Here is a 22,974-nt window from a genome sequence, read left to right on the forward strand (position 1 = left end):
CATCTCGCGCCACTGCCCGACCTGCTCGCGCACGACGGCCGCCGCTTCGGCGTTGGAGTACTGCGACCACTCGTCCTGCGGCGGCACGCGCAGCACCGCGCCCTCGCGGATCAGGTTGAGGTTGCCGCCGATGAAGGCCTCGGGATTGGCGCGCAGCAGCAGCACCATCGCCTGGTTCACGCTGATGTCGCCCTGGGCGCTCAAGGGCGCGGCGAGCGCGGACAGCGTCTGCCCGCGCTGGACCGGCGGCAGCGTCCCGGCCGGCGGCGGGGCCGCCGGCGCGGGTGCGGGTGCGGGTGCGGCTGCAGGTGCAGGCGTCGGTGCAACCGCGGTGTCGTCGGTGGCGATCGGTTCCGGCGTGGGGACGGGCACCGCGGCCGGCGTCGGCGATGTCGGCGCCGGCAGCGTCGGGGTGCGATCGATCGTCGTCGGCGCCGAGACGACGGGCGCCTGCACGGAGGGCTGCGCGGGCGCGGCGACGGTGTCGGGCACGGCGACCAGCGCCGAATACTCTCGCACCAGTCGTCCCTGGCCCCAGTCCACTTCGACGAGGAAGGTCAGCGTGTCCTGCTGCACCGGCTCGAGGCTGGTGACGCGGATCACCGGGCGGCCCTGCGGATCGAGCGCGACGTTGAACTGCAGGTTCGACACCAGCCCCTGCGGCGGGTCGAGGCCGATGCGCGCGAACGTGTCCGGCGAGGCCAGACGCGCCTGCAGCTGGCGCAGTTCGGCGGGATCGCTGGACACGATCGGGATCTCGGCCAGCAGCGGTTGCCCGTGCTGCGAGCGGACTTCGATACGGCCCAGCCCCAGCGCGAACGCGGGCCCGGCGACGAGCAGCAGCCATGCGATCAGCAGCAGACGCGGCAGTTGGCGTGGCACGGATTTCCCCAGATTCATGCGGCGACTGTAGCGGCGCGGCCTCCCGCTCCGCAATGACGAGGGCCGCACCGCACCCGGCCGAGGCGCTGCGAACGCGACGCGGCCGGGGCGATGCGCGCCGTACTCAGCCTTCGGCGGCGACGAGTTCGGCGATCTGCACGGCGTTGAGCGCCGCGCCCTTGCGGATGTTGTCGGAGACGATCCACAGGTTGAGGCCGCGCGGGTGCGAGAGATCCTCGCGGATGCGGCCGACGAACACGGCGTCCTGCCCCGAGGCGTGCGTGACCGGCGTCGGGTAGCCGCCGGCGCGCCGCTCGTCGACGACCTCGACGCCCGGCGACGTCGCCAGCAGCGCGCGCGCTTCGTCGGCGCCGATCTTCTCGCGCGTCTCGATCGCAACCGCTTCGGAATGCCCGTAGAACACCGGCACGCGGACCGCGGTCGGGTTCACCAGGATGCCGTCGTCGCCGAGGATCTTCTGGGTCTCCCAGACCAGCTTCATCTCTTCCTTGGTGAACCCGTTGTCGAGGAATTCGTCGATCTGCGGGATCAGGTTGAAGGCGATCTGCACCGGGAACTTCGACGGATCCGCGGCGCGGAAATTCAGCAGGTCGCCGGTCTGGCGGCCGAGTTCCTCCATCGCCGAGCGGCCCGCACCGGACACCGACTGGTAGGTGGCGACGTTGATGCGGGTGATGCCGACCTTGCGGTGGATGGGCGCCAGCGCGACCAGCATCTGCATCGTCGAGCAGTTGGGGTTGGCGATGATGCCGCGCGGGCGCTTGCGCGCCGCTTCGGGATTGACCTCGCTGATCACCAGCGGCACGTCGTCGTCGTAGCGGAACGCCGAGCTGTTGTCGATGACGACGGCGCCGGCCGCCGCGAATTTCGGGCCGTAGGCCTTGCTGGTGTCGCCACCGGCGGAGAACAGGGCGATGTCGATGCCGGCCGGATCGAAGGTCGCGAGATCCTGCACGACGATGTCCTCGTCGCCGAACTTCACGGTGCTGCCGGCCGAGCGCTCGCTGGCCAGCGCGACGAGCTCGGACACCGGAAAATCGCGCTCGGCGAGGATCGACAGCATGGTTTCGCCGACGGCGCCGGTGGCACCGACGACGGCGACGCGGAAACGGCGGTTCTGGGACTCACTCATTGGAAACACTCTCGGATTAGGGCGGTCGGGCGCGGAGGGCGCGCCGGGAAACGAAGGGTGGACGTCGGAATGTCGGGGAACCGCCCGCCTGCGTGCTCAGGCGGTTCCCGATCGTTTGCCGTCGGCGTCGCCGGTCGTCGCCGTGACCGGCGACGGCGGTTTTCCCGCATCCGGGCCGTGGCCGAGGGCGGCGATCAGGTTGTCGACGGCGAGCGAAACCATCGCGCGACGCGTGGCCAGGCTGCCGCTGGCGATGTGCGGCGTCAGTACGATGTTGTCGAGCGCGAGCAGCCGGGGATTCACCGCCGGCTCGCCTTCGAACACGTCGAGCGCTGCCGAGGCCAGCCGGCCGCCGTCCAGCGCATCGGCCAGCGCGGCCTCGTCGACGATGCCGCCGCGCGCAATGTTGGTCAGCGTCGCGGTCGGTTTCATCTTCGCCAGTGCGGCCGCGTCGACGATATGGTGGCTGGCGGCCGAATACGGCAGCACGAGCACCAGATGATCGGCCTGCGCGAGGAGCGCATCGAAATCGACATACGACGCGTCGAACGCGCGCTCGACATCGGCCGGCAGGCGGCTGCGGTTGTGATAGAGCACGCGCATGTCGAAGCCGGACGCACGCTTCGCGATGCCTTGCCCGATCCGGCCCATGCCGAGGATGCCCAGCGTGCTGCCGTGCAGATCGGCGCCGAGCAGGCCCTTGAAGTTCCAGCCCTGCCACTGGCCGGCGCGCAGATGGCGCTCGGATTCGGTGACGCGGCGCGCAGCGGCCATCATCAGCGCGAAGCCGAAATCGGCGGTCGTCTCGGTCAGCACGTCGGGGGTGTTGGTCGCGACGATGTCGCGGGCCTGCAGCGCGTCGATGTCGAGATTGTTGTAGCCCACGCCCACGTTCGCGATCGCGCGCAGCTTCGGCGCACCGGCGATTGCGTCACTGCCGATGCGCTCGTTGAGCGTCACCAGCGCGCCGTCGGCCTCGCGCAACGCATCGGCGATCGCGGACGCGTCGTGTTCGCTGACGACCGGCACCTGCACCACGTCGAAATGCGCGTGCAGGCGCTCGACGATGTCGTCGAACAGCGGCTGCGACACCCAGACCCTGGGCCGCGACTCAGCCATCGATGCGCCCCGGAATCCGCGGCGTCACCGTGCCGACATCGCCGCACTGCGCGCGATGGCGCAGCGCCTGGTCCATCAGCACCAGCGCCAGCATCGCCTCGCAGATCGGCGTCGCGCGGATGCCGACGCACGGGTCGTGGCGACCGGTGGTGATCACTTCGACCGTGTTGCCGTCGGTATCCAGCCCGTCGGCCGGCAGGCGCAGGCTGGACGTCGGCTTGAACGCCGTCGACACCACGATCTGCTGGCCGGTGCTGATGCCGCCGAGCACGCCGCCGGCGTGGTTGGAGGCGAAGCCGGCGCGCGTCATCAGGTCGCGGTGTTCGCTGCCCTTCTGCGCAATCGAGGCGAAGCCCGCGCCGATCTCGACGCCCTTGACCGCATTGATCGACATCATCGCCGCGGCCAGATCGCCGTCGAGCTTGCCGTAGATCGGCTCGCCCCAGCCCGGGGGCACGCCGTCGGCCACGGCAGTCACGCGCGCACCGACGGAATCGCCGGATTTGCGCAGCGCGTCCATATAGGTCTCGAGCGCGGGCACCTGCGCGGCATCGGGCCAGAAGAACGGATTGGATTCGACGACGTCCCAGTCGATCGACGTGCTGTCGAACTGCGCGGGCACGATGTCGCCCAGCTGCGACAGATAGCCGTGCACGCGCACGCCGTAGCGATCGTTCAGCCACTTCTTGGCGATTACCGCCGCGGCGACGCGCATCGTGGTCTCGCGCGCCGACGAGCGACCGCCACCGCGCGGATCGCGGATCCCGTACTTCTGCCAGTAGGCGTAGTCGGCATGTCCGGGCCGGAACTGCTGCGCGATGTTGCCGTAGTCCTTGCTGCGCGCATCGGTGTTGCGGATCAGCAGCGCGATCGGCGTGCCGGTGGTCAGGCCCTCAAAGACGCCGCTGAGGATTTCGACCGCGTCGGCCTCGCGACGCGCCGACGTGTGCCGGGTGCGCCCGGTCGCGCGCCGCGCGAGATCGTGCGCGAAATCCTCGACCGTGAGCGCGATGCCCGGCGGGCAGCCGTCGATGACGCAGCCGATCGCCGGCCCGTGGCTCTCGCCGAAGGTCGTGACGCTGAACAGTTGGCCGAAACGGTTGCTGGACATGGCACCGGTGGCGTCGCGGACGACGCGGCAGGGAACGCGGGCCGGCAAGCTTAACGCGCGCGTGCCGGCCGCGGCCGGGTGGTTGCAGGCGGAACCGGCCTCAGAACAGACCGGCGGCGCCCGCGCCCGCGGCGGACGCCGTCGTCGCGCCGGCCTCGCGCTCGGCCGCGAGCGCGGTGATGCGGGCGCTGTGGCTGACCAGGTCGTGGCGCTCGACGACGAAGATGCCCATCTGGCCGACCTGGAACTCCACCCAGAACAGCGGCAGTTCCGGCAGCAGCTTGACCAGGTGCTGCTCGGATTCGCCGACCTCGCAGATCAGCAGGCCGTCCTCGGTCAGGTGCAGTGGCGCATCGCGCAGAATCTTGAGCACCAGGTCCAACCCGTCGTCGCCGGCGCGCAGGCCCATCTCGGGCTCGTAGGAATATTCCTGCGGCAGCGCGTCGGTCTCGTCGTTGGTGACGTAGGGCGGATTGGTGACGATCAGGTCGTAGTGCTCGCCCTGCAACGCGCCGAACAGGTCGGATTTGAGGAAGCGCACATTCTTCACGTCGAGGCGCTGCTCGTTCTCGGCGGCCAGCGACAGGGCCTCGTCGCTGAGGTCCACGCCATCGACGTGCCAGTCCGGATTGTGGTGCGCCATCGCGATCGCGATGCAGCCCGAGCCCGTGCACAGGTCCAGCGCGCGGCGCACTTCGCGGCCGCCGAGCCAGGGCTCGAAGCCGGACAGGATCAGCTCGGCGATCGGCGAGCGCGGTACCAGCGCGCGCGCGTCGGACTTGAAGCTCAGCCCGGCGAACCAGGCCTCGCCCGACAGGTAGGCCGCCGGCACGCGCTCCTCGATGCGGCGCAGGAACAGCGCCAGCACGTCTTCCTTCTCCGCCAGCGTGACCCGCGACTGGCCGTAGACCGGGCTCAGGTCGTGCGGCATGTGCAGCGCGTGCAGGGTCAGCTGGGTGGCTTCGTCGATCGCGTTGTCGTAGCTGTGGCCGAACGTCAGGCCGGCGGCGTTGAAGCGGCTGGCGCCATAGCGGATCAGGTCGACGATCGTCTGCAGTTCTTCGGTCATGGCGCGGCGATCCGCTCGTGAAAATCGGGGCGGTGAGTATAGGCCAGCGCCGGCTCGGGCCTGCGCTGCGTGGTGGCGGCCCATGTCCGCTGGCGATCACGTCGCATGCGATCGCAACAGCGCTGCGCCCCGGGCGCGGATGCCGGGACGATCCTCGGCGCCGTCGTGGCGCGCGGCGGATACCGCACTGCACTCGGCACCGCAGCCGGGGGACGCCAGAGGCGCGCGGTATCATGGCCGTCAACCGCAACGGGATTCCCGATGTTCAACCGCACCACGCTCGTCATCCTCGCCATCGCCGTCGCCGGTGGCCTCGGCCTGCTCGCCGCGCAGAAGTTCTTCGGCGCCGGCACGGCGGCCGCGCAGCCCGAGCTGCAGGTCGTGCAGCTGTATCCGCAGCCGCGCGCGCTGCCGGCATTCGCGCTGCAGCAGTCCGACGGCACCCAGCTGCTGTCCGGCGAGCTGGCGGGGCACTGGACGCTGGTCTTCATCGGTTTCACCCACTGCCCCGATGTCTGCCCGATGACGCTGACCCACCTCGCCCAGGCGCAGCGCCAGTGGGAAGCGCTGCCCGAAGCGACGCGGCCGCGGGTGCTGTTCGTCTCGGTCGATCCGGAGCGCGACACGCCCGGGCGTCTCGGCGAATACGCCCACGCCTTCCATCGCGACACCCTGGCCGCGACCGCCGACGTGCCGGCGCTGGAGCAGTTCGCCAAGTCGCTGTCGATGGTGTTCGCCAAGGTGCCGCTGGGCGACGACGCGCCGGCCGGCGCCTACACCATCGATCACAGCGCTTCGCTGGCCGTGCTCGATCCGCAGGGCCGCATGGCCGGCGTGGTCTCGGGCCGCGTCCTCAACGCCGAGACGCCGCAGCCCGAGGCGATCGCCGCGGACCTGCTGCGCCTGACCCGGGACGCGCGTCCATGAGTGCGATCACGGCCCTGACCTACGTCCTGCCGCACCGGCTGCTGTCGTCGCTGGCGCGGCGGCTGGCGTATTCCCGGCATCCGGGCACGCGGCGCTGGCTGATCGACACCGTCGTCCGCAAGTTCGGTGTCGACCTGTCGGAAGCGGCCGACGCCGACCCCTCGTCCTACGCCAGCTTCAATGCGTTCTTCACCCGCGCGCTGCGCGACGGCGCGCGCCAGCCCGATCCGGATCCCGATGCGCTGCTGATGCCGGCCGACGGCCACATCAGCCAGTGCGGGCCGATCGAGGACGGTCGCATCTTCCAGGCCAAGGGCCGCTCGTTCACCGCCGCCGAACTGCTCGGCAGCGACGAGGACGCCGCGCCGTTCCGCCACGGCAGCTTTGCCACCGTCTATCTGTCGCCGCGCGACTACCACCGCGTGCACATGGCCTGGACCGGCACGCTGCGCGAGACGGTGCACGTGCCCGGTCGCCTCTTCAGCGTCGGCACCGCCGCGGTGGCGAAGGTTCCGCGCCTGTTCGCGCGCAACGAGCGGCTGGTCTGTCATTTCGACACCGAGTTCGGCCCGATGGTCCAGGTGATGGTCGGCGCGTTGCTGGTGTCGGGCGTCGAAACGGTCTGGAGCGGCGAGGAGATCCCGGCCTACGGGAACCGCATCACCCGCAAGGACTACCGCGGACGCGGCATCACGCTCGAGCGATTCGCCGAGATGGCGCGCTTCAACTACGGCTCGACCGTCGTCGTGCTCCTGCCGCCGGGCGTCGCGACGCTGGATCCGTCGCTGGGCGCGGAGTCGGCGGTGCGTCTGGGCCAGCGCCTGGCGACGCGGGTGCGCTGAGCGCGTCACCGGCGCTGACGGCCCTGTCCGGCCCCGTGATCATCCCGGGCCGCAGGGCCGGCAGTCGCCACGACGGTGCCGTTCGGTCGCCGCGCCTGTCGCAGCGCGCGTGCGCGCGACCGCATCGCCAGCCGTTCGTCGCGCGCAAGCGCGCGCCTAGAGGCTCGACGGTGCCTGCACGCAGTGCGGCGCGTCGCATGGAGACGCTGGGACGACAATGCGCCGAGCGCCGAAGCGGGGGCGCCCGACGGCGATCTGCGGGTGGTCCGTTGGCCAAACGCGGACGGCAGCGCACACGCGCTGCCGCCTCATCGGCTCAGCGGCTGCAGCCTTCCAGGGTCAGCGTCTGCCCGGGCCGGACGGCGTAAGCCGGTGCCTGCAGTCCGTTCGCACGCGCGAGGGTCGCGACCTCGCAGCCGTATTGCTGGGCGATGCGGCCGAGGTTCTCGCCCGACACGACACGGTGCGTGCGCGCCGGTGCCGCGGCCGGCGCGGCGGGCGTGGCGACCGGTGCGTCGGGCGTCGCCGGCGTGGCCGATTCGACGGAGGCCGGCGCGGGGATCGCGGTACCGTCGGGCGTCGCGGTCGGCAGGACTTCGACCGCGCCGGTGCGGACCACGCCGACGCGCGGCGTGCCGTTGACCAGGTCCTGCGCGCGCTGCGCACGCGGGCCGCTGGTGCACCAGCGCTTGTACAGGCTGGCGATGCGCACCGTGCCGTTGAGCGTGGTGCCCCGCGGGATCCACGCATCGGCCTCGTAGCTCGGGTTGAGATTGCGCAGCGCGCGCATGTAGCCGTCGCGGGTGCCGCCGTTGCCGAGGCAGATCGTCAGCTCGTAGATCGACGCCGGCCGCTCCAGCCTGAACGTCTGCGGGCGCGCATCGACCTTCGGGAACGTCAGGCCGTATTCCTGCGGGTGCAGGTACAGCCACGCGGCGGCGATGACCATCGGCACGTAGTCCTTGGTCTCGGCCGGGAACTGGTTGTAGACGCCAGGATCCCAGAAGCTGCGGCCGTTGGCCTCGCGGTAGATCCGCAGCGCCCGGCCCTCGCCGCCGTTGTAGCCGGCCAGCCAGTATTCGATCTCGTTGCCGTGCTGGGCGAAGCGCTCGTTGAGGTAGACGGCGGCGGCGTCGGCGGCCAGGCGCGGGTCGTAGCGGGTGTCGAAGCCGCTGCCGTCCGGGCCCAGGCCGAAGCGGCGGCCGGTCGCGGGCATGAACTGCAGCGGTCCGGCGGCGCCGGCGCGCGAGCGCGCATGCACGCGTCCGTTGGATTCCTTGGCGAGGATGCCGAACAGCAGCGCCTCCGGCAGGCCGCTGCGCTTGAACGCCGGCGACATCAGGTGCTGCATGTACTGGTAGTTTTCGTGGCTGGTGATCAGCGACACGCGCATGTCGGTGAGCCAGCGGCGGATGCCTTCCTGGACCGCGGGGTTGAGCTGGACCATGCGCACGAAGCGCTCGTCCTCGCGCAGCAGCGCCGCGGCGTTGGCGGCGTCGGGCACGTTGCCGGTCGGCATGCTGCCGTCGTCGACCAGGGTCAGGTCGGTCGCGTCCTCGCTCGGCACCTGCGCGTCGGCGTCGGCCTTGAGCAGGCGCTTGTAGGTCGTCAGCAGCTGCGAGAGCCCGCAGCCGCGGACCTTCTCGCAGGCGATGATGATGTCCTCCATGTCCTCAAGCGCCGCATTGCTGGCGTCGAGTCCCGCGGGATCGTCGTTGGCGACCTGGACGACGGCCTGGCGGTAGCGGGCTTCGGCCTCGACCATCCGCTGGTTCAGCGCCTCGGTCGCCTCGCGGTCGCGTCGCGACTGGGCGTGGGCATCGGTGGCATGGCCCGCCAGCACCAGCACGAGGGCCGCCGCGCCGAGGCGGACGAGCGAAATCGCGGGGCGCGTCATCAACATCGACATCGGCGGCGGTCGTCCTGCAGAGGGGGCCGGCAGGGTAGCCCTGCGTGCGCCGCGGGGGCAAGGCGAGCGCCGCGATGTGCGACGGCGGCCCGCTCCGGCCGCGACGCCGGCGCGCGCGGCGTTGCGGAGACGCGCGATGCGGCCGAGGGCGCTCGCCCATACCGGCGCGCCACTCCGTCATGCGCCGCGACGAGCCACTAGAATCGACGCCAACGTTCCGCATCGTCCCCGACCACAGGCAGCGCGCATGGACCCGATCCTCGTCGGCAAGGCCGTCACCACGCCCGATTCGGGCCCCGTGCATCTGTTGCCGAAGCTCGGCAACCGCCATGGCCTGGTCGCCGGCGCGACCGGCACCGGCAAGACCGTCACCTTGATGACGCTCGCGGAAGGTTTCTCGCGCATCGGCGTGCCGGTGTTCATGGCCGACGTCAAGGGCGACGTCGCCGGCCTCGCGGTCGCCGGCACGCACACCGATGCGCTGCGCCAGCGCGCCGCCGACCTCGGTGTCGACGGCTACACCGCCGAAGCCAGTCCGGTGCTGCTCTGGGATCTCTACGGCGTGTCCGGCCATCCGGTGCGGACCACCGTCAGCGAGATCGGCCCCACCCTGCTCGGCCGCATCCTCGACCTCAACGACACCCAGTCGGGCGTGCTCGACATCGTCTTCAAGCTCGCCGACGACCGCGGCCTGCTGCTGCTCGACCTCGACGATCTGCGCGCGCTGCTGACCCTCGTCGCCGGGGAGCGCAAGGCGGTCTCGACCGAGTACGGCCTGGTCAGCGCGCCGTCGATCGGTGCGATCCAGCGCGCGCTGCTGCGGCTGGAACAGGACGGCGGCACCCAGTTCTTCGGCGAGCCGGCGCTCGAGCTGTCGGACCTGATGCGCACGCAGGTCGACGGGCGCGGCGTGATCGGCATCCTCGCCGCCGACCGGCTGGTGCTCAAGCCGCGCCTCTACTCGACCTTCCTGCTGTGGCTGTTGTCGGAGCTGTTCGAGACGCTGCCGGAAGTCGGCGACCTGGACAAACCGAAGCTGGTGTTCGTGTTCGACGAGGCGCACCTGCTGTTCGACGATGCGCCGCCGGCGTTGCAGCAGCGGATCGAGCAGGTCGTGCGGCTGGTGCGCTCCAAGGGCGTCGGCGTGTACTTCTGCTCGCAGTTCCCCGACGACGTGCCGGGCAACGTGCTCGGCCAGCTCGGCAACCGCGTGCAGCATGCGCTGCGCGCGTTCACGCCGCGCGACCAGAAGGCGGTGCGCACCGCGGCCGAGACCTTCGTCCCCAACCCCGGCCTCGACGTGGCCGCGGCGATCTCCCAGCTCGGCACCGGCGAGGCGCTGGTGTCGATGCTGCAGGAGAAGGGCGTGCCGATGCCGGTCGAGCGCACGCTGATCGCGCCGCCGCGCTGCCGCATGGGCGCGATCACCGATGCCGAACGCCAGCAGGTGCGCGCCGGCAGCCCGGTCGGCGCCAAGTACGACACCGCGATCGACCGCGAATCGGCGGCCGAGACACTGGCCGCGCGCGCCCAGGCCGCGACCGATGCCGCCGATGCACCACCTGCCAGGGGCCGCGCCGCGCAGCCCGCGGCGAGCGATGCCGATGGCGGCCACGGCCAGAAGCTCAACGAATTCCTGTTCGGCACGAAGCGCCGCCAGGGCGTCGTGCAGGCCGCGGGCAGGCAGGTGACGCGGACGATCACCAACCGGATCGTCCGCAACATCCTCGGCAGCATCAAACTCAAATGACCGCGTCCACCGACCGGTCCGGGCCATGAGCCGCTGGCGCCCGCCCGCGGAAGCGAGCACCGCGCTGATCACCGCGGACGGCCACGCCCGGCTGAAGGCGGAGATGGACGATCTGTGGCGCGTGCGCCGGCCCGAGGTCGTGCGCGCCCTGTCGGCGGCCGCGGCCGAAGGTGACCGTTCCGAGAACGCCGAATACATCTACCGCAAGAAGCAGCTCGGCGAGATCGACCGGCGCGTGCGTTACCTCAGCAAACGACTGGAAGCGCTGAAGGTCGTCGACACGGTGCCCAGCGATCCCGCTGCGGTGTTCTTCGGCGCGACAGTCGAGCTGGAGAACACGGCCAGCGGCGAAACGGTGCGCTACCGCATCGTCGGGCCCGACGAAACCGACGCGAAGCGCGGCTGGATCAGCATCGATTCGCCGCTGGCGCGCGCGATGCTGAAGAAGCGCGTCGACGACGAATTCGCCGCGGCGCTGCCGGCCGGGCCGGTGCGCTTCGCGATCGTCGGGGTCGACTATGGTCCGGGCTGAGTCCCGCGCGGGCCGCGGAACCCGTCGGAGGCACGCGATGCCGTCGTTGCGGATCCCGCGACGATGCGGCCTGCTGGCGATCGTCCTCGCGGTTTCGCTGGCGTCGTGCACGCAGGACGCCGGCGATGCCGCGCGCGTGGCGCCGGCCACGTCGCAGGACGCGCGCGCGCAGGCCGACGCCGCCGGCACACGGACCGCAGCGCAGGCGCATGCCGATCTGGCACGCCGGCTGCGGCCGTTCCTCATCGAGCGCGGTGGCGCGACGCCGGGCCGGCTGGCCGCGGACGACGAACGCCTGCGGCTCGGCGCCTTCTGGAAAGCGCGCCGCGACACGCATCATTTCAATGCCGGATTCCACGCCCGCGCCGAGGCGATCCTCGCCCGGGACGACGGCAGCGCGCCCGCCGCGGATGCGGCGCTGCGCGCGCTGGTGGCGACGGTCGAACGCCGCCTGCCCGACTGGCAGGCGATGGTCGACTACAACGCGTCCGGCCGCCTGGCCGAGGACGGCGGCGACGAAGGACGCCGGCTGCTGCCGGGCTGCATCGCCGCGATCGATGCGATCGAAGCCGCCGCCTGGGCCTACGTCACGACGGCGGAGACGGCGGCGCAATAAGCGCCGGCGCGCGCGTCATTCGACGCGTCGCATCTCGAACATGCCCGCGTCGGATACCGCGGTGAAGAAGCCGGTCGTCGACACGAAATCCTTGTCCTCGAACCGCGTGCCCGGTGCCACGCGGCACAGCAGGAAGGCCGGCGACACCGCGCACTGCAGGCCGGCGTCGGCGGCGACGCCCGGGAACAAGCCGGCCGCCTCGGCCGCCGACACCGGCAGCAAGGCCAGGCCCTCGCCGCGGAACGTCGCCAGCCAGCCGCGCCCTTCGGCCGTCACCCGCAGTTCGCCGCCACCTGCCGGCATGCCCGCGGCGGCATCGCCCGCCGGCACGTAGACGCCGCTCAGGCCGTCTGCGGCCTGCGCCTGCGGCACGGCAAACGCCGCGGCCAGCAGCAGTGCACGCAGCGCGCGCGTCATGCCTCGTCCTCCGCGACTTCGCCATAGAGGTCGTGCTCGTCGCTGCCGAGAATGGCGACGTCGACGAAATCGCCCGGCTGCAGGCCGGCATCGCGCCCGTCCTGGATCTGCACCACGCCGTCGATCTCGGGCGCATCGGCCATCGACCGCGCGATCGCGAGTTCGCCGTCGACCAGGTCGACGAGACAGGTCTGGATCGTGCCGACGCGGGCTTCGAGCTTGGCGGTCGAAATCGCCGCCTGCTTCTCCATGAAACGCGCCAGGCGTTCCTGCTTGACCGCTTCGGGCACCGGATCCGGCAGCGCATTGGCCGTCGCGCCATCGACCGGCGAATACGCGAACGCACCGACCCGGTCGAGCTGGGCGTCGTCGAGGAAATCCAGCAGTTCCTGGAATTCGGCCTCGGTCTCGCCGGGGAAGCCGACGATGAAGGTGCTGCGGATCGCGATGTCCGGGCAGACTTCGTGCCAGCGCGCGATGCGCTCGCGGGTCTTGTCGATCGCCCCGGGCCGCTTCATCAGCTTCAGCACGCGCGGACTGGCGTGCTGCAACGGAATGTCCAGATACGGCAGCAGCTTGGGCATGCCGTCGGCGTGGCGCTCGGCCATCAGCGGGATGATGTCGTCGACGTGCGGGTACGGATACACGTAGTGCAGCCGGGTCCAGACGTTGAGTTCCGACAGCCCTTCGCACAGCGCTTTCATGCGCGTCTGGTAGGCCTTGTCGCGCCAGGTGCGCTCGGCGTAGCGCACGTCGACGCCGTAGGCCGAGGTGTCCTGCGAGATCACCAGCAGCTCGCGCACGCCGCCGCGCACCAGCTTCTCGGCCTCGCGCAGCACGTCGTCGACCGGGCGGGAGACCAGATCGCCGCGCATCGACGGGATGATGCAGAAGGCGCAGCGGTGGTTGCAGCCTTCGGAAATCTTCAGATACGCGTAGTGCTTGGGCGTCAGCTTGATGCCGACGTCGTCGTTGGCCGGGCGGCGCGGCACCAGGTCGAGGAAGGGGTCGTGCTTCGGCGGTAGTGCGGTGTGGACCGCGCGCATCACCGAGCCGTAGTCCTGCGGTCCGCTGATCGACAGCACGCCCGGGTGCGCGTCGCGGATCATCGCCTCGCGCTTGCCGAGGCAACCGGTGACGATGACGCGGCCATTCTCGGCGATCGCTTCGCCGATCGCATCCAGCGACTCGGTGACCGCGGAATCGATGAACCCGCAGGTGTTGACGACGACGACGTCGGCATCGTCGTAGGTCTGGACGATGTCGTAGCCCTCGACCCGGAGCTGGGTGAGGATGCGTTCGGAATCGACCAGCGCCTTCGGGCAACCGAGGCTGACGAAACCGACCTTGGGATTGGCGGCGGACATGCGGATCCGTGGCTGTGGGGATTGGGGTGCGGCGCTGCTGCGCTGCGGCCGGGCGCGGGACGTCTGCTGCCGGGCGCGCAGTATACCGCCGCCCCGCACCGGGGCCGGGCCAGGGCGGCTTCCGGTAGACTCGGGCCACCCGTCAACCTCGAGGCATCGCCATGGGTCGGGACATCGCCGTGAGCACGCCTGCCGGCCCCGTCGAGGCCTGGCGCGCCGATCCACCCCATGGTGCCGTCGCCCAGGGCGCGGTGCTCGTGATCCAGGAGATCTTCGGCGTCAATGCGCATATCCGCAGCGTCGCCGACGGCTACGCGGCCGCCGGTTACGTCGCCCTCGCCCCGGCGCTGTTCGATCCGGTCGCACGGCACGTGGAGCTGGACTACGACACCGACGGGTTCGCGCGTGGCCGGGCCCTGGTCGAGGAACTCGGCACGGAGCAGGCGCTCGCGGTCCTCGAGGCCTGCCGCGCGCTGCTGCTCGACGAGGGCCATCGCCGCATCGCGGTGGTCGGTTTCTGCTGGGGCGGCACGCTCGCCTTCTTCGCCAACACCCGGCTCGGCCTGCCGGCGGTCAGCTACTACGGCGCGCGGACCGTGCCGCACCTGGGTGAAGCGCTGCGCGCGCCGATGCTGTTCCACTTCGGCGAGGACGATGCGGCCATTCCACAGGACGACATCGACCGGCACCGCCAGGGGCAGCCCGACGCCGAACTCCACGTCCATGCGGGCGGTCACGCCTTCAACCGCGATGTCGATCCCGCGCACTACCACGCCGCGAGCGCCGCCGAGGCCCGCCGGCAGACCCTCAGATTCCTGAAGTCGGCCCTGCGCTGACCCGGAGGCCACGATGTCCCGTCATGCCGCGCCCACCGCCTACGCGCTGGACCCCCAGCTCGCCGACGACACCCATCCCGTCGCCAGCCTCGGGCTCTGCGATCTGCGCCTGATGGACGACGGCAACTATCCGTGGCTGGTGCTGGTGCCGCGGATCGCCGAAGCGCGCGAACTCATCGACCTCGATGCCGACCAGCGCCGCCAGCTGACCGACGAGATCGACCTCGGCGCGCGCCTGGTCCGGGACGTGTTCCGCCCCTACAAACTCAACATCGCCGCGCTCGGCAACCTGGTGCCGCAGCTGCACGTGCACGTCATCGGCCGCAACCAGGACGACCCGGCGTGGCCGGCGCCGGTCTGGGGCCGCGTCGCCGCCCGCCCCTATTCGCCCGAGGCGCTGGTGGACCGGATCACGCGACTGACGCGCGCGTTGCCGGGCTGAGACGCGCGACGCGCACGGCGCGTCCGTCGCGAGACCGCCGCTCAGGTGCGCGGCAGCGTGACCCCGGTCTGGCCCTGGTACTTGCCGCCGCGGTCCTTGTACGAGGTCTCGCAGATGTCGTCGGGATCGGCCTGGAAGAACAGCATCTGCGCGACGCCCTCGTTGGCGTAGATGCGCGCCGGCAGCGGCGTCGTATTGCTGACCTCCAGGGTCACGTGGCCTTCCCATTCCGGTTCGAGCGGCGTGACGTTGACGATGATGCCGCAGCGCGCATACGTGCTCTTGCCGAGGCAGACCACCAGCGTGTCGCGCGGGATGCGGAAATACTCGACGGTGCGCGCGAGCGCGAACGAATTCGGCGGGATGATGCATTCGTCGGCGTCGATGTCGACGAAGCTGCCGGGATCGAAATGCTTCGGATCGACGATCGTCGAGTTGATGTTGGTGAAGATCTTGAACTCGCGCGAGCAGCGCACGTCGTAGCCGTAGCTCGAGGTGCCGTAGCTGACGATGCGCTGGCCATTGGCCTGCTTCACCTGGCCGGGCTCGAAGGGCTCGATCATGCCGCCGGGCTGCTCGGACATGCGGCGGATCCAGCGGTCGGACTTGATGCTCATCGTCGATTCCATGCGGCGTGGGGCCAGGGCGGGCATTGTCGCCGCGCGGGCCGCTTCCCGTCACCTGCCGCGGCGGATGCGACCGCATCGCCCCTGGATCGTGCCGACGCGAACCGCTGCCGGCCCGAACCGCTGCGGCGGCGAACGCCGGCCCCGGCGGTCGGCGCATGCAGCGTCGGAACGGCGCGTCGCGCGATCGCCCTGGCGTCGCTCAGACCAGCGACGCGGCGATCGACATCGGCGCGCGCGGGCGCTTCACGAGCTCGGCGACCAGGTGCCGCGCGGTCTGCAGATAGGCCTGCGCGGCCGGCGAGTCCGGCGCCGACGCGACGATCGGCACCCCCGCATCGCCCTGCTCGCGGATGCCGATCTCCAGCGGCAACGACCCCAGCAACGGCACGCCGTACTGCGCGGCCATGCGCTCGCCGCCGCCGCTGCCGAACAGATGCTCGACATGCCCGCAGTTCGAGCAGACGTGCTGGGCCATGTTCTCGACGATGCCGAGCACCGCGACCTCGACCTTCTCGAACATCCGCAGCGCCTTGCGTGCATCCAGCGTCGCGATGTCCTGCGGCGTGGTGACGATGACCGCGCCGGCCACCGGAATCTTCTGCGCCAGCGTCAGCTGGATATCACCGGTGCCCGGCGGCAGGTCGACGATCAGATAGTCGAGTCCCTCGTCGCCGCCCCACAGTGTCTCGTTGAGCAATTGCGTCAATGCCGACGTCGCCATCGGGCCGCGCCAGATCATCGGCGTGTCGGACTCGACCAGAAAGCCGATCGACATCGCTTCGATGCCATGCGCGCGCATCGGCGTGATCGACTTACCGTCGGGGCTGTCGGGCTTGCCGGACAGTCCGAGCATCGTCGGAATGCTGGGCCCGTAGACATCCGCATCCAGCACCCCGACCCGCGCCCCATCGGCCGCGAGCGCGAGCGCCAGATTCACCGCCGTCGTCGACTTCCCCACCCCCCCCTTGCCCGCGCCGATGGCGATCAGGTTGCGTATGCGGGGATGGGGCGAGAGCGCGCCCTGGACAGCATAGCGGTGCATCGTTGACATCGGTTCGTCCGCAAAAAGATCGCCATTGTTGCATCACGAGAACATGCGGTCTCGACCAGGTGTGTCGATTGGGTGGCAGGAGCGTTAACGCCATGTTACGTTCGAGATCGACCCGTGCATTCGGAGTCCATTCAGCTATGGCGATAAATTTCAGGCTTAGTTCACGAATTGATCAACAGGGGATTTTTTAGATGATGGCAGCTACCAAGGCTTCTCCCACCCGCAATCTACTGAGCGCAGCACTGTTCGCAGCGTTGGTCGTCCCGGCTAGCGGCGCCTTGGCGCAGGACGCGCCCGAAGAAACGACTCCCTCGAATTCCGCGACCACGCTCGATCGCGTCACTGTCACTGGATCGCTGATCCCACAGTCGCAGATCGAAACGTTCACTCCCGTCACGGTTATCACAGCGGACGACATCCAATCCCGCGGGTTCAACACCGTCGCCGACGTGCTGCAGCAGAGCTCCTTTTCCACAGGCGCGGTACAAGGTGGCCAGACCTCCGCGTCGTTCACTCAGGGTGCGGAAACGATCAGCTTGTTCGGTCTCAACCCCGGGTACGTGAAATACCTGATCGATGGCCGCCCGATGGCCAACTATCCCGCGCTCTACAACGGCAGCGATGCATTCAACAACATCAGCGGTATCCCGGTCGACTTGGTTGAACGGATCGAAATTCTTCCCGGCGGACAGTCGTCGCTCTACGGGTCGGATGCGATCGCCGGCGTGATCAACGTCATCCTGAAGAAGGAGATGGACGGCTCGGTCCTCAACATCCGTGGCGGCACCTACAGCGACGGCGGTGGCAACAGCTTCCGCGGCAGTTTCGCGACGGGCTTCAGTGCCGCTGACGGGCGCTTCAACGCATTGTTGGGCATCCAGCACGAAGAGCGCGATCCGATCTGGGGCTACGATCGGGAGATCACGAGCGGCTTTTTCGACCAGGGTACGAGCACGCCCATTCCGAGCCGCGACTACCTCGTGTTTGGCTTCGTTGACATGGCGCAGGCGCTCCAAGAAACCGGATTCCCCGCCAGCTACTTCGAGTATCAGTTTGCCGATCCAAACAATTGCGACAATGTGCGTAGCCAGTTCGGCGGAACCGTCGACTATTTCTACCGCAGCAGCGGCACCGTTGGTGGCTACTGCGGCTCGTTCGCGACGCCGGGCTATCGGACGATCCGTAGTGGCAAGGAAGCCACGCAGGTCTACGGCAACGCGACATTCGACGTCAGCGACAACCTCCAGCTTTACGGCAACGTTCTGTACAGCGAAGAGTCGATCGACACGCACGTCGGGTCCAACTACACCTGGTGGGGCACCGGCACGAAATGGGGCTACTACTACGACCCCAATTTCGATGCACTTCTGAACCTACAGCGTGCGTTCGCGCCCGAAGAGATGGGAGCGGGCGGGTTCGACAACTCGATGGCAACCGATAAAAGCGAAGCGCTTCGCTTCACTGTCGGCGTCAACGGCACGCTTGGCGCATCTGCCTGGGACTACGATGTTGGTTATACCCGGACGGATTACAAGCTCGACGAAGTGGGCTTCGTGCGTTGGGCGGATCCCATCAACGATTACTTCGAGCAGAATGTGTTGGGCCCACAGCAGGGACTGGACCCCTACTACGGTGCTTATCCCGTCTTCACGCCTGATTACGCCAAGTTCTATTCGGTAATGAGCCCGGAGGACTTCGCTAGCTTCACCGGCTACGCGACAAGTCGCTCCAGGACCCAATCACAGATGCTGCGGGCGCAGATCACGAATGCCGATCTGTTCTCGCTTCCGGGTGGTTCCGCTGGCCTCGCCATCGTCGCGGAAGCGGGGGACGAAGAGTGGGAGTATGTCCCGCATCCTGGTTACCTCGACGGTTCCGTGTGGGGCACCACCGCGGTCGCGGGTGGCGGTGATCGGGACAGCTATTCGCTGACGAGCGAATTGCGCCTGCCCGTGGCCGAGCCACTGACGGTCACACTCGCCGGTCGTTACGATGCGTTCAAAGCGAGTGGGCGGACCATCGACAAGCCGACCTACAGCCTCGGCCTCGAGTACCGGCCGCTTGATTCACTCTTGGTCCGCGGCAAGTACGGCACGGCATTTCGATCACCAACTCTGCCCGACCTCTATCAGGGACTCAGCGGGTACTACACGTTCGTGACCGACTATGTGCGCTGCGCCGAGCTGGGTTTCGAGCCGGGTAACACCGCAAACTGCCCAGCGCAGTTTGCAAACCGGCAGGTGTTCGGCCAGCAGGCAGGCAGCGTGGACCTGCAGCCCATCAATGCTGATGTATGGAGTGCGGGCGTCGTCTGGTCGCCAATTGCGCGGATGTCTCTCAGCATCGACTACCACAACTGGGATATCAGCGACGAGGTGAACCAGCAGAATTCCGATGCGCTGATGAGGCAGGAGTATCGCTGCCGTGAAGGTCTTGACGATATCAACTCCGCTCTCTGCGTCGCGACTCTTGACCAAGTCACTCGCAACGAGACCAACCAGGTCGTCGAAATCTTCACTCCGAAGGTCAATGTGTCTCGCCAGACGCTCGAAGCCGTAACGGCCGGTCTCAACTATGCATTTGAGGCCGGGGCATTCGGCGATCTGCTGAAGCTTAGCCACAAGTACCAACAGTACGCCGAAGACCCGGAAGTCGACTACCTCAACGATCCTTACTGGAGCACAGATCCGAAGCACAAGGCCGACGCCTCGATCAGCTGGAACAAAAATAAGTGGTCATCGACTTTGTATGCGAACTACATCAGCGAAACGCCGAACTACCGGGCGAGTCTTGATGGCAACTACGACAATCCGCTCGCTGCTCGCCTGGGATCTTTCACCACTTACAATCTCTCGCTGAGCTATCAGCCACTGCCGGCACTCCAGTTCTCAGTCCTGGCCAATAACGTGTTCGACAAGATGCCTCCGCTAGACGTCAGCTATCCCGGCACCACCGGGTCTCCATACAACTCGTATAACTTCAATCCTTACGGCCGCGCGTTCTATCTTGAAGCGCGTTACAAGTTCGGCGGAAGTCGCAACTAATAGGGGACGACCCTCCGTGCCCTGAAGCCCCGCGAAAGCGGGGCTTTTTTTTGAGCGTTGCCGTCTTTTCCGTAACGCAACATGATGAACAAAGCGCGTGCACTTGCCTACGAAGACCACGAATCGGGTATATATCGCCCAGCTGCGCGGGCAAGCGTGCCACGTGACGCAGTCATTCCGAGGAGGGAATCCATGAAGAAGCAATCACACCTGCTGGCCCTGGTGGCACTGCCGCTGGTCCTGGCATCGATGGCCGCGGCCGCGCAATCGCCCGTCGGGCGCTGGAAGACCATCGACGACGAGACCGGCCGTGTGAAGTCGATCGTCGAGATCAGCCAGGCCGCCAACGGGAATCTCAGCGGCCGCGTCGTGCAGGTGCTGCAGTCCGATCGCGGGCCGAATCCGGTCTGCGACAAGTGCAGCGGCGACCGGCGCAACCAGCCGATCACCGGCATGACGATCCTGTGGGATCTCAAGCCCGACGGCAGCGAGTGGGCGGGCGGCACGATCCTCGATCCGGCGAACGGCAAGACCTACAAGTCGAAGGCCAAGATGCTCGATGCCAACCGCATCGGCGTGTCGGGTTGCATCGCCTTCATCTGCCGCGAACAGGTCTGGCAGCGCGAGTAAGCGGTCCGCCCTCAGCGACCTGCACGGCCGGGCATTTGCCGGGCCGTCTCGTTTGGGGACCGAGGCCCGAAGCGCCGCGCCACCCGCCGGCACGACAGGGAGCGCGTGCGATAATCACCGGTCTTTCCCACGTTTCCCCGCCATGTCGCGCAAGCTGCTCGTCACCACCGCCCTGCCCTACGCCAACGGACCGCTGCACCTCGGCCATCTGGTCGGTTACATCCAGGCCGATATCTGGGTGCGGGCGCGGCGCATGGCCGGCTACACGGCGCATTTCGTCTGCGCCGACGACACCCACGGCACGCCGATCATGCTGGCGGCGGAGAAGGCCGGCACGACGCCCGAGGCCTTCATCGCCGACATCCAGGCCGGCCACGAGCGTGACTTCGCCGCGTTCGGCATCGCCTTCGACCACTACGACTCCACCAATTCCGACGTCAACCGGCAGACGGTCGAGGCGATCTACGCCCGGCTCGACGCCGGCGGCCACATCGCGCGTCGCGACGTGGCGCAGCTCTTCGATCCGGTGCGGCAGATGTTCCTGCCCGACCGCTACGTCAAGGGCACCTGCCCGAAGTGCGGCACGCCCGACCAGTACGGTGACAACTGCGAGCACTGCGGCGCGACGTATTCGCCGAGCGACCTCATCGATCCAGTGTCGGTCGTCAGCGGCGCGGCGCCGGAGCTGCGCGAGTCCGAGCACTTCTTCTTCGATGTCGGCCGCTTCGAAGGCTTCCTGCGCGAGTGGCTGGCGGGCGACGTGGCCGGCAGCGGCGTCAAGGCGAAGCTGCTGGAATGGCTCGACAGCGACGGCGGCCTGCGCGCCTGGGACATTTCCCGCGATGCGCCGTATTTCGGTTTCGAGATTCCCGGCCACCCGGGCAAGTTCTTCTACGTCTGGCTGGATGCCCCGATCGGCTACCTGAGCAGCTTCAAGGCGCTGTGCGCGCGCGAGGGCCTGGATTTCGACGCCTATCTGGGCCCCGACAGCGATGCCGAACTGCACCACTTCATCGGCAAGGACATCGTCAATTTCCATGGCCTGTTCTGGCCCGCGACGCTGCACGGCGCGGGCATGCGCGCGCCGACCCGGCTGCACGTCAACGGCTATCTGATGGTCGACGGCGCGAAGATGTCGAAGTCGCGCGGCACCTTCGTCATGGCGCGCACGTATCTCGACCAGGGCCTCCATCCCGAAGCGCTGCGCTACTACTTCGCGGCGAAGTCCTCGGGCGGCGTCGACGATCTCGACCTCAACCTCAGCGACTTCGTCGCGCGCGTCAACGCGGACCTGGTTGGCAAGTTCGTCAACCTCGCGAGCCGCTGCGCAGGCTTCATCGGCAGGCGCTTCGACGGCCGGCTGGCGACCGCCCTGCCGGAGCCGGCGATGTACGCGCGCTTCATCGACGCGCTGGGCCCGGTGCGCGAGGCCTACCTGCGCAACGATCCCGCGAGCGTGCTGCGCCAGGTGATGGCGCTGGCCGACGAGGCCAACCGCTACATCGACGACCGCAAGCCCTGGGTGATTGCCAAGCAGGACGGCGCCGATGCGGAGTTGCAGGCGGTCTGCACCCAGGGCCTGAACCTGTTCCGGGTGCTGGCCGGCGCGCTGCGGCCGGTATTGCCGGGCATCGCCGACCAGGTCGACGCCTTCCTCGCCGCGCCGTCGCGCGCGTGGACGGATCTCGACGCGCCCCTGCTCGACCACGCCATCGCGCCGTACGCCGCCCTCTTCACCCGAATCGACCCCAAGCAGATCGACGCCATGACCGACGCCAGCAAGGACACCATGACCGCGCCCGCCGCGCCCGTTGCCGCAGCCAGGGCGGCGACCGCGCCGACGCCGGCACCCGCGCCTGCGCCGGTCACCAGCACCGGCGGCACGGACACCGTCTCGATCGACGACTTCGCGAAGCTCGACCTGCGCATCGGCAAGGTCGTCGCCTGCGACGTCGTCGAGGGTTCCGACAAGTTGCTGCGCTTCGAACTCGACGCCGGCGATCTGGGCACCCGCCAGATCTTCTCGGGCATCCGCGCGAGCTATGGCGAACCCGCCACGCTCGTCGGCCGCAATGTGGTGTTCATCGCCAATCTCGCGCCGCGCAAGATGCGCTTCGGCATCAGCGAAGGCATGATCCTCTCGGCCGGTTTCGACGGCGGCGCACTCGCGTTGCTGGACGCCGACGACGGCGCCGCGCCGGGCATGCCGGTCCGCTGATCGCCCGATCCCGGTCGATGCCGCAGCCCACGCTCGTCGAACGTCTCGACCGCCTGTTGCCGCAGACCCAGTGCGGCCAGTGCGGCTTCGACGGGTGCCGTCCCTACGCGGATGCGATGGCGGCCGGGCTGGCGGGTATCGACCATTGCCCGCCCGGTGGCGACGCCGGCGCCCGTGCGCTGGCCCGGCTGCTGCAGGTGCCGCCCCGGCCCTACGACCGCACGCGTGGCCGGCAGGTCGCGCCGCAGATCGCGGTCATCGTCGAAGCCGACTGCATCGGCTGCACGAAGTGCATCCAGGCCTGCCCGGTCGACGCGATCGTCGGCGGCTCCAAACTGATGCACACCGTGCTGCCGGCGCTGTGCACCGGCTGCGAGCTGTGCGTGCCGGCGTGTCCGGTCGACTGCATCGTGCTAGAGCGTCCTTAGAA

General features: G+C 68.9%; 21 protein-coding genes. 11 read left to right on the forward strand and 10 right to left on the reverse strand.

Annotation, left to right across the window (positions count from 1 at the left end):
* The 5 genes from CJ022_RS00005 to prmB all read right to left on the reverse strand — a co-directional run.
* The coding region (locus CJ022_RS00005; protein WP_304442095.1) for a type IV pilus assembly protein FimV at window positions 1-900 on the reverse strand (900 nt) is incomplete at its 3' end.
* A 106-nt stretch (window positions 901-1,006) separates the two neighbouring features.
* Window positions 1,007-2,035, reverse strand: coding sequence for an aspartate-semialdehyde dehydrogenase (locus CJ022_RS00010; protein WP_101924676.1), 1,029 nt, complete (start codon window positions 2,033-2,035; stop codon window positions 1,007-1,009).
* A 96-nt stretch (window positions 2,036-2,131) separates the two neighbouring features.
* Window positions 2,132-3,154, reverse strand: a complete 1,023-nt coding sequence (locus tag CJ022_RS00015; RefSeq protein ID WP_101924677.1) for a 2-hydroxyacid dehydrogenase — start codon at window positions 3,152-3,154, stop codon at window positions 2,132-2,134.
* Window positions 3,147-4,265, reverse strand: coding sequence for a chorismate synthase (aroC, locus tag CJ022_RS00020; protein ID WP_101924678.1), 1,119 nt, complete (start codon window positions 4,263-4,265; stop codon window positions 3,147-3,149). Before aroC ends, CJ022_RS00015 begins: the two co-directional genes overlap by 8 nt.
* 100 nt (window positions 4,266-4,365) lie before the next feature.
* Window positions 4,366-5,334, reverse strand: coding sequence for a 50S ribosomal protein L3 N(5)-glutamine methyltransferase (gene prmB, locus CJ022_RS00025; protein WP_101924679.1), 969 nt, complete (start codon window positions 5,332-5,334; stop codon window positions 4,366-4,368).
* Between the two features lie 261 nt (window positions 5,335-5,595).
* Here prmB and CJ022_RS00030 point away from each other — a divergent pair, with 261 nt between their 5' ends.
* The gene (locus CJ022_RS00030) at window positions 5,596-6,261 is read left to right on the forward strand and encodes an SCO family protein (RefSeq protein ID WP_101924680.1); all 666 of its coding nucleotides are present in this window, start codon (window positions 5,596-5,598) and stop codon (window positions 6,259-6,261) included.
* The gene (gene asd, locus CJ022_RS00035; protein ID WP_101924681.1) at window positions 6,258-7,103 is read left to right on the forward strand and encodes an archaetidylserine decarboxylase; all 846 of its coding nucleotides are present in this window, start codon (window positions 6,258-6,260) and stop codon (window positions 7,101-7,103) included. Before CJ022_RS00030 ends, asd begins: the two co-directional genes overlap by 4 nt.
* 316 nt (window positions 7,104-7,419) lie before the next feature.
* On the opposite strand, the gene CJ022_RS00040 is transcribed toward asd, so the two are convergent.
* Complete coding sequence (locus CJ022_RS00040) at window positions 7,420-9,012, reverse strand: transglycosylase SLT domain-containing protein (RefSeq protein ID WP_233198525.1); 1,593 nt, start codon at window positions 9,010-9,012, stop codon at window positions 7,420-7,422.
* A gap of 247 nt (window positions 9,013-9,259) precedes the next feature.
* Between CJ022_RS00040 and CJ022_RS00045 the strand changes: the two genes are divergently transcribed.
* The 3 genes from CJ022_RS00045 to CJ022_RS00055 are packed head-to-tail and all read left to right on the forward strand — an operon-like array spanning window position 9,260 to window position 11,910.
* The gene (locus CJ022_RS00045; protein ID WP_101924682.1) at window positions 9,260-10,762 is read left to right on the forward strand and encodes a helicase HerA-like domain-containing protein; all 1,503 of its coding nucleotides are present in this window, start codon (window positions 9,260-9,262) and stop codon (window positions 10,760-10,762) included.
* A 25-nt stretch (window positions 10,763-10,787) separates the two neighbouring features.
* On the forward strand, window positions 10,788-11,294 hold the full coding sequence (gene greB, locus CJ022_RS00050) for a transcription elongation factor GreB (protein WP_101924683.1): 507 nt from the start codon (window positions 10,788-10,790) through the stop codon (window positions 11,292-11,294).
* A 37-nt stretch (window positions 11,295-11,331) separates the two neighbouring features.
* The gene (locus CJ022_RS00055; protein ID WP_101924684.1) at window positions 11,332-11,910 is read left to right on the forward strand and encodes a hypothetical protein; all 579 of its coding nucleotides are present in this window, start codon (window positions 11,332-11,334) and stop codon (window positions 11,908-11,910) included.
* A gap of 15 nt (window positions 11,911-11,925) precedes the next feature.
* Here the strand turns inward: CJ022_RS00055 and CJ022_RS00060 are convergent, their stop codons facing one another.
* A complete protein-coding gene (locus tag CJ022_RS00060) occupies window positions 11,926-12,327 on the reverse strand; it encodes a hypothetical protein (RefSeq protein ID WP_101924685.1) in 402 nt (133 codons plus the stop codon).
* Entirely contained in the window at window positions 12,324-13,694 is a 1,371-nt protein-coding gene (gene rimO, locus CJ022_RS00065) for a 30S ribosomal protein S12 methylthiotransferase RimO (protein ID WP_101924686.1), read from the reverse strand. Before rimO ends, CJ022_RS00060 begins: the two co-directional genes overlap by 4 nt.
* A 179-nt stretch (window positions 13,695-13,873) precedes the next feature.
* Between rimO and CJ022_RS00070 the strand changes: the two genes are divergently transcribed.
* Together CJ022_RS00070 and CJ022_RS00075 are read left to right on the forward strand one after the other, a co-directional pair.
* Window positions 13,874-14,530 (forward strand): dienelactone hydrolase family protein, encoded by a 657-nt coding sequence (locus CJ022_RS00070; protein WP_233198526.1) that lies wholly within the window; start codon window positions 13,874-13,876, stop codon window positions 14,528-14,530.
* A gap of 13 nt (window positions 14,531-14,543) precedes the next feature.
* Complete coding sequence (locus tag CJ022_RS00075; protein ID WP_101924688.1) at window positions 14,544-14,972, forward strand: HIT domain-containing protein; 429 nt, start codon at window positions 14,544-14,546, stop codon at window positions 14,970-14,972.
* Between the two features lie 41 nt (window positions 14,973-15,013).
* Here CJ022_RS00075 and dcd read toward each other — a convergent pair whose 3' ends face one another.
* Entirely contained in the window at window positions 15,014-15,589 is a 576-nt protein-coding gene (gene dcd / locus CJ022_RS00080) for a dCTP deaminase (protein WP_101924745.1), read from the reverse strand.
* 211 nt (window positions 15,590-15,800) lie between these two features.
* A complete protein-coding gene (gene apbC, locus CJ022_RS00085) occupies window positions 15,801-16,652 on the reverse strand; it encodes an iron-sulfur cluster carrier protein ApbC (RefSeq protein ID WP_101924689.1) in 852 nt (283 codons plus the stop codon).
* A 194-nt stretch (window positions 16,653-16,846) separates the two neighbouring features.
* Between apbC and CJ022_RS00090 the strand changes: the two genes are divergently transcribed.
* The 4 genes from CJ022_RS00090 (at window position 16,847) to rnfB (ending at window position 22,972) form a co-directional block, all read left to right on the forward strand.
* Window positions 16,847-19,696, forward strand: coding sequence for a TonB-dependent receptor plug domain-containing protein (locus CJ022_RS00090; protein WP_199171388.1), 2,850 nt, complete (start codon window positions 16,847-16,849; stop codon window positions 19,694-19,696).
* Between the two features lie 192 nt (window positions 19,697-19,888).
* A complete protein-coding gene (locus CJ022_RS00095) occupies window positions 19,889-20,326 on the forward strand; it encodes a DUF2147 domain-containing protein (RefSeq protein WP_101924691.1) in 438 nt (145 codons plus the stop codon).
* A 142-nt stretch (window positions 20,327-20,468) separates the two neighbouring features.
* Window positions 20,469-22,544, forward strand: a complete 2,076-nt coding sequence (gene metG / locus CJ022_RS00100) for a methionine--tRNA ligase (protein WP_101924692.1) — start codon at window positions 20,469-20,471, stop codon at window positions 22,542-22,544.
* Window positions 22,544-22,972 carry an Rnf electron transport complex subunit RnfB gene (rnfB, locus tag CJ022_RS00105; protein WP_255407545.1) on the forward strand — a complete coding sequence of 143 codons (429 nt, stop codon included), beginning with the start codon at window positions 22,544-22,546 and terminating at the stop codon, window positions 22,970-22,972. Before metG ends, rnfB begins: the two co-directional genes overlap by 1 nt.
* The last annotated feature ends 2 nt before the right edge of the window (window positions 22,973-22,974 follow it).

This window comes from Luteimonas rhizosphaerae, assembly GCF_002849595.1.
Taxonomy (GTDB): Bacteria; Pseudomonadota; Gammaproteobacteria; order Xanthomonadales; family Xanthomonadaceae; genus Luteimonas; species Luteimonas cellulosilyticus.

Excerpts from the sequence above, each read along its gene's own strand:
- CJ022_RS00010 (WP_101924676.1), bottom strand. The coding sequence starts at position 2,035 with ATGAGTGAGTCCCAGAACCGCCGTTTCCGCGTCGCCGTCGTCGGTGCC.
- CJ022_RS00015 (WP_101924677.1), bottom strand. The coding sequence starts at position 3,154 with ATGGCTGAGTCGCGGCCCAGGGTCTGGGTGTCGCAGCCGCTGTTCGAC.
- aroC (WP_101924678.1), bottom strand. The coding sequence starts at position 4,265 with ATGTCCAGCAACCGTTTCGGCCAACTGTTCAGCGTCACGACCTTCGGC.
- prmB (WP_101924679.1), bottom strand. The coding sequence starts at position 5,334 with ATGACCGAAGAACTGCAGACGATCGTCGACCTGATCCGCTATGGCGCC.
- CJ022_RS00030 (WP_101924680.1), top strand. The coding sequence starts at position 5,596 with ATGTTCAACCGCACCACGCTCGTCATCCTCGCCATCGCCGTCGCCGGT.
- asd (WP_101924681.1), top strand. The coding sequence starts at position 6,258 with ATGAGTGCGATCACGGCCCTGACCTACGTCCTGCCGCACCGGCTGCTG.
- CJ022_RS00040 (WP_233198525.1), bottom strand. The coding sequence starts at position 9,012 with ATGTCGATGTTGATGACGCGCCCCGCGATTTCGCTCGTCCGCCTCGGC.
- CJ022_RS00045 (WP_101924682.1), top strand. The coding sequence starts at position 9,260 with ATGGACCCGATCCTCGTCGGCAAGGCCGTCACCACGCCCGATTCGGGC.
- greB (WP_101924683.1), top strand. The coding sequence starts at position 10,788 with ATGAGCCGCTGGCGCCCGCCCGCGGAAGCGAGCACCGCGCTGATCACC.
- CJ022_RS00055 (WP_101924684.1), top strand. The coding sequence starts at position 11,332 with ATGCCGTCGTTGCGGATCCCGCGACGATGCGGCCTGCTGGCGATCGTC.
- CJ022_RS00060 (WP_101924685.1), bottom strand. The coding sequence starts at position 12,327 with ATGACGCGCGCGCTGCGTGCACTGCTGCTGGCCGCGGCGTTTGCCGTG.
- rimO (WP_101924686.1), bottom strand. The coding sequence starts at position 13,694 with ATGTCCGCCGCCAATCCCAAGGTCGGTTTCGTCAGCCTCGGTTGCCCG.
- CJ022_RS00075 (WP_101924688.1), top strand. The coding sequence starts at position 14,544 with ATGTCCCGTCATGCCGCGCCCACCGCCTACGCGCTGGACCCCCAGCTC.
- dcd (WP_101924745.1), bottom strand. The coding sequence starts at position 15,589 with ATGAGCATCAAGTCCGACCGCTGGATCCGCCGCATGTCCGAGCAGCCC.
- apbC (WP_101924689.1), bottom strand. The coding sequence starts at position 16,652 with ATGTCAACGATGCACCGCTATGCTGTCCAGGGCGCGCTCTCGCCCCAT.
- CJ022_RS00090 (WP_199171388.1), top strand. The coding sequence starts at position 16,847 with ATGGCAGCTACCAAGGCTTCTCCCACCCGCAATCTACTGAGCGCAGCA.
- CJ022_RS00095 (WP_101924691.1), top strand. The coding sequence starts at position 19,889 with ATGAAGAAGCAATCACACCTGCTGGCCCTGGTGGCACTGCCGCTGGTC.
- metG (WP_101924692.1), top strand. The coding sequence starts at position 20,469 with ATGTCGCGCAAGCTGCTCGTCACCACCGCCCTGCCCTACGCCAACGGA.